We start from the raw sequence: 14,321 nt of genomic DNA, 5'->3' as shown, positions 1-14,321 counted from the left end.
GGGCGGTGGCCGGGCCCGGGCCGCGATGCTGGGCCCCATGCGCACCCGCCCGTCCCGGCCCGCCGCCGACCAGCGGCGCCTGCACCGCTGGGAGAACCGCACCGAGCTGCCGCTGGCCACCGCCTCCCTGGTCTTCCTCGCCGCGTACGCCCTGCGTGTGCTGGGGACCGGGCTGCCACCCGCGGTCCACGACCTGTGCGTCGCCCTGCTGCTGGGCTGCTGGCTGCTCTTCGCCGCCGACTACGCGGTGCGCTGGCGGCTCAGCGGGGAGGGCCCGCGGTTCTGGGTGCGCCACGGTCTGGACACGGCGGTCCTGCTGCTGCCGCTGCTGCGCCCCCTGCGGGTGGTCCCCGTCTACGAGGCGGTCCGCCGCAGGCACCGGCGCCCTCGCCTGAACCTGTACGCCCGGGTGATGAGCTACGCGGGCCTCGCGGCGCTGCTGCTCGGCTTCGCGGGGGCGCTCGCCGTCTACGCGGCGGAACGCTCGGCGGAGGACTCCACGATCCGCACCTTCGGCGACGCCGTGTGGTGCGTCTGCGCCACCCTGGCCACCGTCGGGTACGGCGACGCGGTGCCGGTCACCTTCCTCGGCCGGACCGTGATGGTGGCCCTGATGGCCGGCGGCCTCGCCCTCCTGGGCGCGGTCACCGGTTCCTTCGCCTCCTGGCTGCTCCAGGTCTTCGCCGAGGAGGGCGAGAACACGGGGCGGCCCCCGGCGAGCTGAACTCACCGGGGCCGCCCGCGCGTACGTGTGACCGGCCTCAGACCTGGACGCGCCGCTCGACCACGTCGAGGAGCTTGGCGATGGCGTCCTCGCGGGCGATGCCGTTCTCCTGGGAGCCGTCGCGGTACCGGAAGGAGACCGTGCCGGCGTTCATGTCCTCGTCCCCGACGATGATCATGAACGGCACCTTGGCCTTCTGGTGGTTGCGGATCTTCTTCTGCATCCGGTCGGAGGAGGCGTCGACCTCCACCCGCAGCCCGCGCGCCTTGGCGTCGGCGGCGAACTCCTGGAGGTAGGAGACGTGCGCGTCGCCGATCGGGATGCCGACCGCCTGGACGGGGGCCAGCCACGCCGGGAACGCGCCCGCGTAGTGCTCCAGCAGCACGGCGAAGAACCGCTCGATGGAGCCGAAGAGCGCCCGGTGGATCATGACCGGCTGCTGACGCGAGCCGTCCGCCGCCGTGTACTCCAGGCCGAACCGCTTCGGCTGCTGGAAGTCGACCTGGATGGTCGACATCTGCCAGGAGCGGCCGATCGCGTCCCTCGCCTGCACGGAGATCTTCGGGCCGTAGTACGCGGCGCCGCCCGGGTCGGGGACGAGCGGGAGGCCCTGCTTCTCGGCGGCCTGGCGCAGCGCCTCGGTGGCCTCCTCCCACTCCGCGTCCTCGCCGATGAACTTGTCCGACTCGGGGTCGCGGGTGGACAGCTCCAGCTCGAACTGGTTCAGCCCGTAGTCCCGCAGCAGGTCCAGCACGAAGGTGAGCAGGGAGTCCAGTTCCTGGGGCATCTGCTCCTTGGTGCAGTAGATGTGCGAGTCGTCCTGGGTGAAGCCGCGCGAGCGGGTCAGGCCGTGCACCACACCGGACTTCTCGTACCGGTAGACCGTGCCGAACTCGAAGAGGCGCAGCGGCAGCTCGCGGTAGGAGCGGCCCCGGCCCTTGAAGATCAGGTTGTGCATGGGGCAGTTCATCGCCTTGAGGCGGTAGTTCTGCCCGTCGAACTCGATGGGCGGGAACATGCCCTCGGCGTAGTTCGGCAGGTGCCCGGAGGTCTCGAAGAGCTGTTCCTTCGAGATGTGGGGGGTGTTGACGAACTCGTACCCGGCGTCCTCGTGGCGCCTGCGCGAGTAGGTCTCCATCTCCTTGCGGACCACCCCGCCCTTGGGGTGGAAGACGGCGAGGCCGGGGCCCAGTTCGTCGGGGAAGGAGAAGAGGTCCAGCTCGGTGCCGAGCTTGCGGTGGTCGCGCTTCTCGGCCTCGGCGAGGAACTCCAGGTGCGCCTTCAGCTCCTCCTTGGAGGGCCAGGCGGTGCCGTAGATCCGCTGGAGCTGCGGGTTCTTCTCGCTGCCGCGCCAGTAGGCGGCGGCGGAGCGCATCAGCTTGAAGGCGGGGATGTTCCGGGTGGTGGGCAGGTGGGGGCCTCGGCAGAGGTCCTTCCAGCACAGTTCGCCGGTCTTGGCGTCGAGGTTGTCGTAGATGGTCAGCTCGCCGCCGCCCACCTCCGCGTCGGCACCGTCGGCGGCCTGCGCGGCGTTGCCCTTGAGGCCGATCAGCTCCAGCTTGTACGGCTCGTCGGCCAGCTCGACGCGGGCGTCCTCGTCGGTGGTGACCCGGCGGGAGAAGCGCTGGCCGCGCTTCTGGATCTCCTGCATCTTCTTCTCGACGCGCTTGAGGTCCTCCGGGGTGAAGGGCTCGGCGACGTCGAAGTCGTAGTAGAAGCCGCCCTTGACCGGCGGGCCGATGCCGAGCTTCGCCTCGGGGAAGAGCTCCTGCACGGCCTGGGCCATCACGTGGGCGGTGGAGTGGCGCAGGATGTTCAGCCCGTCCTCGGACGAGATGTCGACGGGCTCGACGCTCTCGCCGTCGCCCGGGGCGTACGCGAGGTCCCGCAGCTCGCCGTCCACCCGGGCGGCGATCACGGTGCGCTCGCCGGCGAAGAGGTCGGCGGCCGTAGTGCCCGTCGTCACCACGCGTTCTTCCCGCTCGGAATCGCGTTGGATGATCACACGGACGTCTGACACCGGTCTCTCCTGACTGAGGTGGGGAGCGTGCGCCGGATCTGGCATGCACGCACGGAGCGATGGTACCGAGCCGGGAAGGGGTGGCGCGAAAGGGTTCCGCCGACGCGTCCGCCCGCCCCGCCCTCCGGAAAGTCGCCTACCGTTCCCGCGTGACCACGGACTGCAACGGCCTCCTCGTCGATCAGCTCGACTGGCACCGGACCCACCTGCTCCGCCCCCGCCCCGCCGGGCTCACCGACGCCGAGTGCTTCTGGGAGCCGGCCGAGGGGTGCTGGAACATCCGTCCGGCGGGGACCGGCCCCTGGCCGGCGGCGGCCGGCTCCGGCGGCTGGACCATCGACCACGCCTTTCCCGAGCCCGCCCCGCCGCCGGTCACCACGACCGCCCGGCGGCCGGGCCACCTGATCGCCGGGGTGCTCGGCACCCGCCTCGCCGCCCACTTCGGCGGCCCGGAGACGGACTACGGCAGCTTCGCGTACGCGGGCACCGCCGAGGAGGCCCTCCACCAGCTCGACGCCCGGTACGCGGAGTGGGTGGCCGGGGTGCGCGGGCTCGGCCTCGACGAACTGGAGCAGCCCCCCGGGCCCTCCGAGGGCCCGTTCGCCGAGGCGCCCATGGCGGCCCTGGTCCTGCACATCACCCGGGAGACCGCCCACCACGGTGCCGAGATCGGCACCCTGCGCGACCTGTGGGCGCACCGCCCGCCGACCGGCTGAGCCCCGCGCACGCCGCGTACCGGCGCCGGCGGACGGGTATCACCTCCCCGGGCGGGACGCCGCCCGCGCGGGTGGGAGGAGCTGGTTCGTCATGACGCACTGGTACGAAGGCCCGTTGGCCGCGCTGAGCCTCAGGGCGACAGGGCCGGACACCGAGGCAGACCGGCTGGTGACGGCCGCCCTCGTCGTCCAGGACCTGGCGGGAGCCCGCCCGAGGACGCTGCGCTGGCTGGTCAGCCCCGGGGTGGCGATGACCGAGGAGCAAGCCGCCCGGCTCGGCCTGACGCATGATCAGGTCGTGCGCACGGGCCGCTGGCCGGCGCCGGTGATGGAGGAGGTCGGCCGGGCGCTCGCCGGGCACGCGGCGGCGGGCCGCCCGCTGGTGGTGGACGACGCGCCCGCCGCCCTGACCCTGCTCGACCGCGAACTGCGGCGCCACCGCGCCTCGTCGCTCGGCGCCTACCTGTCCGGGGTGCCGCTGAGCGTGCTCGACCCACGTGTCCTCGACACCGAGCTGGACCGGTACCGCAAGGGCTCACGGCACCTGGACGCCCTCTGCGTCCGCTACGGCGTACCCGCGCCCGAGCCGCACGACGCGGCTGATCAGGCGCGGGTCGCGATCGAGGTGGTGCGGTCGCTGGCGCGGGTCTTCGCGCCCCGGCTGGAGCGGCTGACGCCGGGCGAACTCCACGCGCTCCAGGAGGACTGGCACGCGGCGCAGGTACGGCACGGGCCGGGGCCGGCGGTGCGGGAGGGCACGGCCGGCGGGTGGCCGCTGCGTCCGCGGGCGGCGGCCGCCGTCTGAGCCAGGAGCTGCGAAGACCCGCCCGGGACAGCGAAAAGCCGGTCCGTCGTCGACGGACCGGCTCTCCCGGGGTGGGCGATACTGGGTTCGAACCAGTGACCTCTTCGGTGTGAACGAAGCGCTCTCCCACTGAGCTAATCGCCCGGGCGCAGAGGGAACATTACAGGTCCCGGGGCCCGGGGTTCAAACCGGCTTCGCACCGGCGAGCAGCCGCACCAGCCCCGCGCGCCCGGACCGCATCATCAGGGCGTGGTTGGCACGGAAGAGGGGACGGCCGGGAACCGCCAGCAGGCGCATCGTCCGGGAGGTCACCCGGACCTCCTGGTCGAAGTCGACCCGCGCGCCGCCACAGGCGGCGCCGACCCGCCACACCAGGCTCCCCACCAGGTCGCCGTCGAGGGCCGCTTCGAGCAGGCGGGCGGCCGGGTCCTGCCGCCGGAGGCGGGCGGTGACGCGCAGGTCGTACGGGAGCAGCGAGCGGAAGCGGAGCAGGCCTTCCGTCTCGGAGGTACGCACCACTTCACGCACCTCGCGCCACCAGAGGGGGTAGCCGGGGACGTCCTCCAGCACCTGGTAGACGGCGTCGGGGGCCGCCGGGAGGACCCAGCGACTGCGGAAGCGGTAGTGGTTCAGGTCCATGCCGGCAAGGCTGCCCCGCGAGCGGGACGGCCACGCGGCGACGCGCCCCACCCGCCCGCCGGAGCGCGCCCCCTGACGCCGAGTCGACGAACACCCCGTCAGCCGCCCACCGCACGGGACGCATTTCGCATTCAGGACCGAAAAGCGGGGAGTACGAAAAGAAGAAAGGACGGGTCCGTATTTCCGTACGTGAATTCACGCACTCCGTGAGGAACTGAGGAAACGTCACCCGGACGACCCGCGTGGCGTACACCGCGCATGGCGGCCGAAGCTTTGTTCCGGGCATTTCCCGCAGACGACCGCACAGGCCCGGCGGTCACCCGGAGTCACACCGGGGAGGAGGAGCCCGGACACCGGACACGGCAACGGCCCGAAGGCCGGAAGCCTTCGGGCCGCAGTCCCGGGTGGGCGATACTGGGTTCGAACCAGTGACCTCTTCGGTGTGAACGAAGCGCTCTCCCACTGAGCTAATCGCCCGGGCGCAGGGAGAACATTACCGCATGTCAGCGGGTGCCCCCGACACCCTCGCCCGCACCGGCCGAGCGGCCGCCGCCGGCCGGCGTCACCAGGTGATCCGCCAGGGCGGCGTCAGCCCGAAGCGCCAGAGGTAGAGCGCGCACAGGGCGGCGCCGATCACCACGGCGACCGAGGTCAGGATGAGGTTCCGGCGGCGGACCTTCGGATCGAGGGCCCGCTGCGCCGCCTCGGTGACCTTCCGGCGCGTCCAGCGCAGCACCAGTTGCGCCCAGACGAACTCGGTGGACCAGATGGCCATGCCGGCGAAGATCACCAGCCACCCCGGACCGGGCAGGGCCAGCATCAGCACACCCGCCACGACGACGGCCAGACCCACCACGAAGACGCCCACCTGCCAGCTCAGGTGCAGGGCGCGGCTGCGCCGGACGAACCGCGGCGCCCGCGATCCGAGCGCCCGCCCGGGCTTCTTCGCCGCGCCGTCCTCCACCACTGCGGTGGAACCGGCGTCGTCACTCCCCGTATTCATGAGGACAAACGTACCCGACGCGCCCGCCTCGCCGGAATGGCCGCACCCGTGCCGAATACTCGGCCGTACGAGGTATCCCAAGCTTCGCAAAATGCCCAGAGGGGTTTACAACGGCACCGTAGGTGGCATGTCGATTTCGCCGACGTGCGAATCCCCGAGCGCACACTGAGCGAAAGGCCCTGGCGCTTATGAACACCACGGTCAGCTGCGAGCTGCACCTGCGCCTCGTTGTGTCGAGCGAGTCCTCACTGCCTGTTCCCGCAGGACTGCGGTATGACACGGCCGATCCCTATGCCGTGCACGCCACCTTCCACACCGGAGCCGAGGAGACGGTCGAGTGGGTGTTCGCCCGCGATCTCCTCGCCGAGGGCCTGCACCGGCCCACCGGCACCGGCGACGTCCGCGTCTGGCCGTCCCGCAGCCACGGTCAGGGCGTCGTCTGCATCGCCCTGAGCTCCCCCGAAGGTGAGGCTCTGCTCGAAGCCCCGGCGCGGGCGCTGGAATCCTTCCTGAAGCGCACGGACGCGGCGGTGCCCCCGGGTACCGAGCACCGTCACTTCGATCTCGACACGGAGCTGTCGCACATCCTCGCCGAGAGCTGAGCTCTCCAGGCAGCGTGACAGCTCCGCCCGGCCGCCCGACTCGGGGAGGCGGCCCGGGGTCCGACAACCGCTCACGGAGTACGAGTGCCGCCACCGCGCGTCCAGCGCGGGAGGCGGCTCTCGTGCGTCCCCGCCAGGCCGCGCGCCACTCGTGCCCCGACGCGCCGGGGAGGGCTCGTCTACGATCGGCCAGCACCGGCGGGCACCGGCCCGACCTCCAGGCCAGGGAGCGACCCGTGCTGATCACCCACGACACCCGATGCGCGCTGGACGCCGTGGTCGGCCTGGTGAACACCGCCCCCGGCGACGGGGGCACCGACGGGCTGGCGGACGTGGCCGCGCTGCGCGCCTTCGTCGACGCGCACGGGGTGAGCGACGTGGGCCGGCTCGGCGACGCCGACCTGGCCGCCGTGCGCCGGGTGCGGGAGCGGTTCGAGGCGGTCTTCGCCCCCGGCCGCCCGGGGGACAGGGCTCTGGTGATCAACGAGCTGGTGGCGGCGGCGGGGACCACGCCACGGCTCACCGACCACGACGGCTTCGACTGGCACGTGCACTACTTCGCGCCGGGTGCCTCGGTCGCCGACCACCTCGCGGCCGACGGCGGGATGGCGCTGGCCTTCTTCGTGGTCGCCGGGGAGTGCGAGCGGCTGCGCCGGTGCGAGGCACCGGACTGCGCCAACGCCTTCGTGGACCTCTCCCGCAACCGCTCGCGGCGCTACTGCTCGGGGCGCACCTGCGGCAACCGGCTGCACGTGGCCGCCTACCGGGCGCGGCGCCGGGCGGCGGCGGACTGAACGCCGGGGCGGGCGCCCGTCTCACAACAGGAACAGGTCATGCACCGCCCCGAGCATCAGCAGGCAGCCGATCACCAGAAGGAAGATCATCAGGGGCGGCTGGGAGAGGGCGAAGAGGCAGCCGCGGCGCTCGGCGTCGGGGCGTGCGGGGGCGTGTTCGGGCGGCGTGGTGTCGAGCATCTCGCGGAGATCATGACCCGCCCGAAGAGCCCGGAAATGCCGTCTGCCAGGGACGGAGCACCAGGTTCACCGGTTCCCGTGAGCGCGCCACGAGCGCGCCAAGGCGCATTCTCCGCAGCCGCGCGCCCGGGGGCGTACGCCATCCCCGGGCGCGCGCCGGAAGGGCCTCGCGCGACGAGCCCGCTCAGATGCCGTGCTTCTTGAGGATGGCCTCGATGTCGGAGAAGTCGTCGTCGCCGCCGGACTGCTTCTTGTCCTGGGCGGGGGCCGGGGCCGCCCGCCCGGCGCCGGTGCTGCCGCCGACGGCGGGCCGCGCGTGGCCGGCCACCGTCTCCGGCGATCCGGCCGCCCGCTCCTTGCGGGTCCCACGGCGGCGTTCGACGGCGCGGGTCGTCATGAAGAGCACCCAGGCGAGCCCGAGGACCGCGAACCCGGCCCACGCGGTCGGGCTGAAAGCGGTCCTGGCCACCCAGGCGACCGCACCGGTCAGCACCAGCCCGGCGGGGACCAGGGCGTAGGCGGCGATCCGCGTCGCGGTGAGGAACCGTTTGCGGTAGGCGGTCACGGCGGCGATGCCCAGGCCGGCCGCGGCCACGGCTGAACACACGGTCTCGGCAAGCATCCGGTCCTCCAGGCAGGTGAGATGGGGCTCCTTCCATCCTGCACCGACCGGGGTGCGGATCGCCACGCCCCGCGGCCCCCTCCGTCCGATCTCCGGGAGATCTCCGGGGCACCCTCCTCCCCAGGGCCCGGCGGCCGCCGCGGATTCGGCGGGCCGTCGGCCTGCTGGAAGACTGTCGGCCATGAACGACTCGTCTTCCCCTGCCCCCTCCCCCGTCGTCCTCGACGTCTGGTGCGAGCTCCAGTGCCCCGACTGCCGTACGGCCCTCGGCGACCTCGACGCCCTGCGCGAGCGGTACGGCGAGCGCCTCGACATCCGGCTGCGGCACTTCCCCCTGGAGAAGCACAAGCACGCCTTCGCCGCCGCCCAGGCCGCCGAGGAGGCACTGGCGCAGGGCAAGGGCTGGGAGTACGTCCGCGCGGTGCTGGACCGGGCCGAGGAGCTGGACCGGGCCGGTGAGCCGCTCCTGGTGGCGGTCGCCGGGGAGCTGGGGCTGGACGCGGAGGAGTTCGACACCGCGCTGGTCGACGGGCGGCACATCCTGATCGTCGACGCCGACCAGGCCGAGGGGAAGGCGCTCAAGGTCACCGGCACGCCCACCTACGTGATCGGCGGGGAGCGGCTGGACGGCGGCAAGAGCCAGGAAGGGCTGCGGACGCGGGTCGAGGAGATCGCGGACCGGCTGCTGGCGGGCTGACCCGGCCGCCTCGGACCTGCCCAAGGCCGCCTCAGAGCTGCTTGGTCCAGTGCTGCCGGGTGGCGGTGTAGCCGAGGGAGTCGTAGAGCCGCCGGGCAGGGGTGTTGCCGGCGAAGACGTGCAGGCCGATGAGCCGGTGGCCCGAGGCGAGGGCGGTGCGCTCGGCGAGCAGCATGAGCGCCCGTCCGAGCCCGCGCCCCCGGAACTCCGGGCGCACCTCGACGTCGAAGACGAACGAGCCGGGGGCACCGGGCTCCGCCTGGCCGGAGGAGATCCAGAGGTGTCCGGCGGTCGCGCCGTCGGCCTCCACCACGCCGAAGAAGACACCCGGGGTGGCCAGTCCCTCGGGAAGGTTGTCCCGGTGGCTGGCCTCGGACTTGCGGCGGGCCTGCTCGGCGCTGAGGCCCCGGGTGGACCATTCCCGGGCGTACTCGGTCCGCGAGGCCGCCTCCCAGGCCGTGTACTCCTCGGCGGTCATGGGACGCGCGGTGACGCCCGCAGGGAGCGGCGGCGGGACCGCCGGCAGGTGCTTCACCATGTTCCGGCCGCCCTCGGTCCAGCCGAGGGCGGTGGCGAGGCGCTGTGCGGGGCGGGCGTCGGCGGGCACCGTGCACCGTGCGACGGTGCAGCCCCAGCCGCGCAGCTCCTCCTCGGCGGCGAGCAGCGCCACCGTCGCCCGGCCCCGGCCCCGGTCGGCCTCCGCGACGGTCAGCCCGTCCAGAAGGCCGGCGGTGGGGCCGAAGCCGGGGGCGGTCCCGATGCGCAGGCTCCCGACCGGCCGCCCGTTGACGCAGATCTCGTACGGGCGGAGGCGGACCGTGCCGTCGGGCTCACGTTGTAGCGGCGCCACGGGCCGCAGGGTGGTGGTCATCCGTCTGGTTCTACCCCTGCCGGACACCACCTGTCACCAACAATTCGGCCCCGTCCGGCGGCCGCTCCTCCCGGGGATCAGGGGTCCATGTCGGCGGCGGACCGCTCGGCGAAGATCCGCATGGCCTTGGTGGTGACGGGCCCGGGTGCGGCGGCCAGGGTGCGGCCGTCGACCCGGTGGACGCCCTGCACGTCACGGAGGGAGGAGGTCAGGAAGATCTCCTCGGCCCGGTCCAGCGCGTCCATGGGCAGTTCCGTCTCCCGCGCCCCGGCCCACTCGGCCGCCAGCGCGCGGGTGATCCCGGCGAGACAGCCGGAGGAGACCGGCGGGGTGTGGAGCTCGCCGTCGAGGACGACGAAGACGTTGGAGCCGGTGCCCTCGCAGAGCGCACCCACGGTGTTCGCGAACAACGCCTCGGTGGCGCCCTGTTCACGGGCGCGGGCGAGCGCGACCACGTTCTCCGCGTACGAGGTGGTCTTGAGGCCGGCCAGCGCGCCGCGTTCGTTGCGGGGCCAGTCGACGGTGATGACGGCGGTGGTCTCGGGGCGCGGGTGGGCCTCGCCGAGGGCGACGACGAGGGTGGGCGCCTCCTCGCCCCGGTCGGAGCCGAGCGGGGACAGGCCCCCGGTGTAGGTGATCCGCAGCCGGCCCAGCGCCATCGGCTCGGCCGCCAGGACGGCGGCGCAGGCGTGGCGCACCTCGTCCAGGTCGGGTTCGGGCAGGCCGAGGCCGCGCGCCGAGCGGGACAGGCGGTCCAGGTGGCGGCTGAGGGCGAACGGGCGGCCGTCGACGGTCTTGAGCGTCTCGAAGACGCCGTCGCCGACGGTCAGCCCGTGGTCCAGTACCGACACCTGCGCGGTAGCGGCGTCCCGCAGGGCGCCGTCGAGCCAGATCTTCACGAAAGGGTTCCTCCACTCGCCTCGTGTCCCGCAGACGCTATCGCCAGCAGCCGGGACGCCTTCAGCTCGGTCTCCCGCCACTCGCGCTCGGGGTCCGAACCCCAGGTGATACCCGCTCCGGTGCCGAATTTCAGCGCCACGCCGCCATCGTCCGCGACTTCCGTCCAGAAGGTGCGGATACCCACCGCCAGCTCCGCCGTGCCCCGGTCGGCGTCGACCCAGCCGACCGCGCCGCAGTACGGGCCCCGCGGGACGGGTTCCAGTTCCCGGATGATCCGCAGCGCGCTCGACTTCGGCGCCCCGGTGACGGAGCCGGGCGGGAAGGCGGCACCGAACAGTTCGGGCCAGCCGGCGCCCGCCGCCAGGGTGGCCCGCACCGAGGAGACCAGGTGGACCAGGCCGGGGTGCTTCTCGACCACGCACAGCTCGGGCACCTGGACGGAACCGGTGGCGGCGGCGCGGCCCAGGTCGTTGCGGACCAGGTCGACGATCATGACGTTCTCGGCGTAGTCCTTCTCCAGCAGGTCCGCCTCGGTGGCGCCGGTCCCCTTGATCGGCCCCGACTCGACGACCGGGCCGCGCCGCCGCAGGAACAGCTCGGGCGAGGCGGTGGCCACCCCGATGCCGTGGCCGGGCAGGCGGACCGTGCCGGCGTACGGTGCGGGGTTGCCCCGGGCCAGCAGCGCGGTGAGGGCGTCGACGTCGGCGGCCGGGCCCTCCGGCAGCGGCGCGGAGAGTACCCGGCACAGGTTCGCCTGGTACACCTCCCCCCGCGCGACGGCGGCCCTGATCCGCCGCACCCCGTCCGTGTACGCGCCGTGCCCGAGGGAGGACTCCCAGGTGTCGCGGGCGGGCCCGCGCCAGGCCCCGGGGCGCGGCACGGGCACCGGCTCACGGCCGACCTGGTCGAAGCGTGCGCAGGTCAGACCGCCTTCGAAGTCGGCGACGACGGCCCAGAAGCCCTCCGAGCCGAGCGCCTCGGGGTCGTGGGTGACGTCACGCAGACCGGTGGCGAGGAGCTCACCGAAACGGGCGAGCGGGGGAAGCGGGGAAGCGGGGTTGTGCACGTGCGCGAGTCTAGGTCGGCCGGTCCCCGGCGGCCGCTCGCCGAGGTCACCCCAGCACGCTGCGCAAACGCGTTTTTGTACTGGCCCAGGAATCCGCTAGAGTTCAACACGTCGCCGGGACGCGCAAGCGCCCCGGGAAGGACAAGCGGACGTAGCTCAGTTGGTAGAGCGCAACCTTGCCAAGGTTGAGGTCGCCAGTTCGAACCTGGTCGTCCGCTCCACGTGGGGGATCTTCCCGACCCCTCGCGGTGGTGGAGTGGCCGAGAGGCGAGGCAACGGCCTGCAAAGCCGTCTACACGGGTTCAAATCCCGTCTCCACCTCCAAGGACGATTAGCTCAGCGGGAGAGCGCTTCCCTGACACGGAAGAGGTCACTGGTTCAATCCCAGTATCGTCCACTCGGAACCCCAGGGTTCCGCCCGCGCGATTAGCTCAGCGGGAGAGCGCTTCCCTGACACGGAAGAGGTCACTGGTTCAATCCCAGTATCGCGCACGCAGTACCGCACCCCCGTACTCCGGCCGGTCCCCGGTCGTGGTCGGTCCCGCGCGATTAGCTCAGCGGGAGAGCGCTTCCCTGACACGGAAGAGGTCACTGGTTCAATCCCAGTATCGCGCACCACCGAAGACCCCGGTCGCCTCAGGCGGCCGGGGTCTTCCGCGTCGTCGTCGCGCCCTCCCCCGTCTCCGGTGGCCGTGCCGGGCGCGCCCCTCCGACGTGGAGGCACGCCCGGCACGGCCGGAAGCAAGGGGGTCAGGAGGAGAAGAGCATGCGGCCGAAGCCGCGGCGGTGGCCGTAGTGGTGGCCGCCGTGGTGCGGGGCTCCCCAGGCCGGGGCGGGCGGCGCCGGGTACGCCTGCGGGGCGGGCGGGGCGGCGGGCGGCGGGGCCTGCTGGGACCACTGGGACTCCAGGCGGGTCAGCGCCTCCAGCTCCCCGTAGTCCAGGAATATCCCCCGGCATCCTCCGCACTGCTCGATCTGGACGCCGTTGCGGTTGTAGGTGTGCATCGGGGCGTGGCACTTGGGACAGTGCATCGTTCGGCTCAACTCCTCGCCTGTGGACGGGACCTGCGCCGGGATACTGCCCCGGCGCGACCCCTCGCACCCTACGTCGCGGCGTCCACGGCCCGTCCGGGAGGCAGCGGGGCCATCCTGGCGCAGGCGTCCACGAAGGCCGACTCGTCCTCGTCGAGCGGCCGTCCGGCCCGCTCCGCCTTGACCAGGGCCTGCGCCGCGATCTGAGCCGTCAGGGCCCGGGCGGGCCCGTCCAGTTCACGCCACTCCTCCCCCGGCGGGCCCGCCGCCGTACCGCCTGCCTCCCGGTACGCGGTCAGGAAGCGCACCCATTCCTCGGGGGCCATCAGGCCGCAGGCGAACCAGGCCGCCGGGCGGGCCAGGTCCCAGAGCGGGTCGCCGAGCCCCATGTCGTCCACGTCGATCAGCACCCAGCCGCGCCCGGGTTGCGGGTCGCGGACGAGCTGGCCGAGGTGGAGGTCGCCGTGGCAGACGGCCGGGCCGGTCCGCGCCCGCGGCGCCGAGGCCCCGGCTCCCGCGGCGAGGACGGCCGCCCGGGCGGGGCCGCGGAGCGGGGAGTCCCGCAGCCGGGCGAGGGCACGCGCCGCTTTCTCGGGGCCGCGGGCCGGGGGCGGGGTCGCGCCGAGGACGGCGGGGGGCACCCGGTGGAGACGGGCCAGCAGGACGGCGGTCTCCTCCCAGGGGGCGGCGCCCGGTGCCGCCGGGTCGACCGGGGTGCCGTACGGCCAGCAGGTCAGCAGGCGGCCGGCCGCCTGCGCGGGGGCGCCGGCCAGGGGGCGCAGCACGACGCCGGCCAGTCGGGGCGAGGCGGCCGCGGCGAGGCGGGCGTGCAGGGCGGCGTCCGCGTCCGGGGCGTGGGCCTTCACCACCACGTGGCCGTGGCGCACCACCGTGCCGTCCGGCCGGTCGGCGAGCACGCGGACGGGGCAGGAGCAGGGGTCGGGCGGGGCTACGGGGTGGGCTCGGTCGGCGGCATGGTCGGTCAGGATGGCGTGCAGGTCCTCGCGGCGCATGGGGCCAGCTTGCCCCGCTCCCGGCCCCGGTGCCCGCCGGGGTGCGGCAGGTGCGGGCCCCGGGCGAGAAGGCCGGCGCCGAGGGCCGGGCCGGGGGCACGAAGACGCCCGCGCGGCTGACCGCGCGGGCGTCCTGTCGTCCGTCGTACCCCCGTCCCCACGGGGTCCCGGGCCGCTCTCCCGGACCGGGGCGCGTCAGCGCCCCAGCATCACACCTACGGACGACGCCTGTGCCACCACCGCTTCCCAGCCGCCGAAGACGACGACGAGAAGGGCGGCCAGGGGAAGGACCATCGCGGTGGCGACCAACGGGTGCCGCCGGTCGCGGCGCCGCGGGCCGAACGGGCGCGGAGCCGGGAACGCCGCCAGGGTCCGGCGTCCTCGGGTGCGCAGCGCTTCAGCCATGGTCCTCTCCTGTTCGTTCCGGACGGCGGCAGGCCCGGGCCGTGATGCGCGGCCCGGGTCCGCCGCCTGAGAAGAAATCTAGGCGCGGAGCGGACGCGGAACGTCATGCCGGCGTACCGATGTGCGGGCCTCCCGCAGGATGAGGGCGTGTGCGGCGGCGTACTCCTGTGGTTGCAGGTCGCCGCCCGGACGTACGGGGATCTCCCCGAGGGGGAGCGGTGGCGCCGGCGGT

The 14,321-nt window shown here is 73.6% G+C and carries 17 protein-coding genes and 7 tRNA genes; 11 read left to right on the top strand and 13 right to left on the bottom strand.

From position 1 onward, the window contains the following. Positions 1–37: 37 nt before the first annotated feature. Complete coding sequence (locus Sdia_RS13715; RefSeq protein WP_229831481.1) at positions 38–724, top strand: potassium channel family protein; 687 nt, start codon at positions 38–40, stop codon at positions 722–724. Between the two features lie 37 nt (positions 725–761). Here the strand turns inward: Sdia_RS13715 and thrS are convergent, their stop codons facing one another. Beyond that, positions 762–2,729, bottom strand: coding sequence for a threonine--tRNA ligase (thrS, locus tag Sdia_RS13710; RefSeq protein WP_181844031.1), 1,968 nt, complete (start codon positions 2,727–2,729; stop codon positions 762–764). Between the two features lie 164 nt (positions 2,730–2,893). Here thrS and Sdia_RS13705 point away from each other — a divergent pair, with 164 nt between their 5' ends. Both Sdia_RS13705 and Sdia_RS13700 read left to right on the top strand, forming a co-directional pair. Continuing rightward, entirely contained in the window at positions 2,894–3,460 is a 567-nt protein-coding gene (locus tag Sdia_RS13705) for a DinB family protein (RefSeq protein ID WP_189500384.1), read from the top strand. Positions 3,461–3,551: 91 nt separating this feature from the next. Next, positions 3,552–4,265 carry a 3'-5' exonuclease family protein gene (locus Sdia_RS13700; protein ID WP_100455922.1) on the top strand — a complete coding sequence of 238 codons (714 nt, stop codon included), beginning with the start codon at positions 3,552–3,554 and terminating at the stop codon, positions 4,263–4,265. A 72-nt stretch (positions 4,266–4,337) separates the two neighbouring features. On the opposite strand, the gene Sdia_RS13695 is transcribed toward Sdia_RS13700, so the two are convergent. From Sdia_RS13695 to Sdia_RS13680, 4 genes are all read right to left on the bottom strand, one after another. Beyond that, positions 4,338–4,409 (bottom strand) — tRNA-Val (locus tag Sdia_RS13695). 39 nt (positions 4,410–4,448) lie between these two features. Then, complete coding sequence (locus tag Sdia_RS13690) at positions 4,449–4,904, bottom strand: SRPBCC family protein (RefSeq protein ID WP_100455923.1); 456 nt, start codon at positions 4,902–4,904, stop codon at positions 4,449–4,451. 405 nt (positions 4,905–5,309) lie between these two features. Next, a tRNA-Val gene (locus Sdia_RS13685) sits at positions 5,310–5,381 on the bottom strand. 85 nt (positions 5,382–5,466) lie between these two features. Next, a complete protein-coding gene (locus Sdia_RS13680) occupies positions 5,467–5,907 on the bottom strand; it encodes a TIGR02611 family protein (protein WP_100455924.1) in 441 nt (146 codons plus the stop codon). Between the two features lie 188 nt (positions 5,908–6,095). Here Sdia_RS13680 and Sdia_RS13675 point away from each other — a divergent pair, with 188 nt between their 5' ends. Further along, positions 6,096–6,509, top strand: a complete 414-nt coding sequence (locus Sdia_RS13675) for an SsgA family sporulation/cell division regulator (protein WP_003959770.1) — start codon at positions 6,096–6,098, stop codon at positions 6,507–6,509. Between the two features lie 236 nt (positions 6,510–6,745). Next, positions 6,746–7,303 (top strand): CGNR zinc finger domain-containing protein, encoded by a 558-nt coding sequence (locus tag Sdia_RS13670; protein WP_100455925.1) that lies wholly within the window; start codon positions 6,746–6,748, stop codon positions 7,301–7,303. Between the two features lie 21 nt (positions 7,304–7,324). On the opposite strand, the gene Sdia_RS13665 is transcribed toward Sdia_RS13670, so the two are convergent. Both Sdia_RS13665 and Sdia_RS13660 read right to left on the bottom strand, forming a co-directional pair. Next, a complete protein-coding gene (locus tag Sdia_RS13665) occupies positions 7,325–7,483 on the bottom strand; it encodes a hypothetical protein (protein WP_023420323.1) in 159 nt (52 codons plus the stop codon). Positions 7,484–7,667: 184 nt separating this feature from the next. Then, positions 7,668–8,105, bottom strand: a complete 438-nt coding sequence (locus Sdia_RS13660; RefSeq protein WP_100456113.1) for a hypothetical protein — start codon at positions 8,103–8,105, stop codon at positions 7,668–7,670. 181 nt (positions 8,106–8,286) lie between these two features. Between Sdia_RS13660 and Sdia_RS13655 the strand changes: the two genes are divergently transcribed. Beyond that, on the top strand, positions 8,287–8,802 hold the full coding sequence (locus Sdia_RS13655; RefSeq protein ID WP_100455926.1) for a DsbA family protein: 516 nt from the start codon (positions 8,287–8,289) through the stop codon (positions 8,800–8,802). A gap of 31 nt (positions 8,803–8,833) precedes the next feature. Here Sdia_RS13655 and Sdia_RS13650 read toward each other — a convergent pair whose 3' ends face one another. The 3 genes from Sdia_RS13650 to Sdia_RS13640 form a co-directional block, all read right to left on the bottom strand. Further along, positions 8,834–9,673, bottom strand: a complete 840-nt coding sequence (locus Sdia_RS13650; protein ID WP_189500385.1) for a GNAT family N-acetyltransferase — start codon at positions 9,671–9,673, stop codon at positions 8,834–8,836. Positions 9,674–9,750: 77 nt separating this feature from the next. Next, positions 9,751–10,572: an aminotransferase class IV gene (locus Sdia_RS13645; RefSeq protein WP_100455928.1), complete on the bottom strand. Its 822-nt coding sequence runs from the start codon at positions 10,570–10,572 to the stop codon at positions 9,751–9,753. Continuing rightward, entirely contained in the window at positions 10,569–11,639 is a 1,071-nt protein-coding gene (locus Sdia_RS13640; protein WP_100455929.1) for a chorismate-binding protein, read from the bottom strand. The genes Sdia_RS13645 and Sdia_RS13640 overlap by 4 nt, the downstream gene beginning before the upstream one ends. A 145-nt stretch (positions 11,640–11,784) precedes the next feature. Between Sdia_RS13640 and Sdia_RS13635 the strand changes: the two genes are divergently transcribed. From Sdia_RS13635 to Sdia_RS13615, 5 genes are all read left to right on the top strand, one after another. Beyond that, positions 11,785–11,860, top strand: a tRNA-Gly gene (locus Sdia_RS13635). A gap of 29 nt (positions 11,861–11,889) precedes the next feature. Then, positions 11,890–11,963 (top strand) — tRNA-Cys (locus tag Sdia_RS13630). Position 11,964: 1 nt separating this feature from the next. After that, a tRNA-Val gene (locus Sdia_RS13625) sits at positions 11,965–12,036 on the top strand. 23 nt (positions 12,037–12,059) lie between these two features. After that, positions 12,060–12,131 (top strand) — tRNA-Val (locus Sdia_RS13620). A 51-nt stretch (positions 12,132–12,182) separates the two neighbouring features. Then, positions 12,183–12,257: transfer RNA gene (locus Sdia_RS13615), tRNA-Val, on the top strand. A gap of 132 nt (positions 12,258–12,389) precedes the next feature. On the opposite strand, the gene Sdia_RS13610 is transcribed toward Sdia_RS13615, so the two are convergent. The 3 genes from Sdia_RS13610 to Sdia_RS13600 all read right to left on the bottom strand — a co-directional run bounded on the left by Sdia_RS13610 (position 12,390) and on the right by Sdia_RS13600 (position 14,089). Further along, the gene (locus tag Sdia_RS13610; RefSeq protein ID WP_100455930.1) at positions 12,390–12,671 is read right to left on the bottom strand and encodes a TFIIB-type zinc ribbon-containing protein; all 282 of its coding nucleotides are present in this window, start codon (positions 12,669–12,671) and stop codon (positions 12,390–12,392) included. A 71-nt stretch (positions 12,672–12,742) separates the two neighbouring features. Further along, positions 12,743–13,684: a phosphotransferase family protein gene (locus Sdia_RS13605; RefSeq protein ID WP_100455931.1), complete on the bottom strand. Its 942-nt coding sequence runs from the start codon at positions 13,682–13,684 to the stop codon at positions 12,743–12,745. 195 nt (positions 13,685–13,879) lie between these two features. Further along, entirely contained in the window at positions 13,880–14,089 is a 210-nt protein-coding gene (locus tag Sdia_RS13600; RefSeq protein ID WP_100455932.1) for a hypothetical protein, read from the bottom strand. Positions 14,090–14,321: the final 232 nt, after the last annotated feature.

Origin of the sequence: Streptomyces diastaticus subsp. diastaticus (assembly GCF_011170125.1) — a bacterium.
GTDB lineage: Bacteria > Actinomycetota > Actinomycetes > Streptomycetales > Streptomycetaceae > Streptomyces > Streptomyces diastaticus.
The sequence above is the reverse complement of the archived record's forward strand: the minus strand, read 5'-3'. Positions and strand labels throughout refer to the sequence as shown.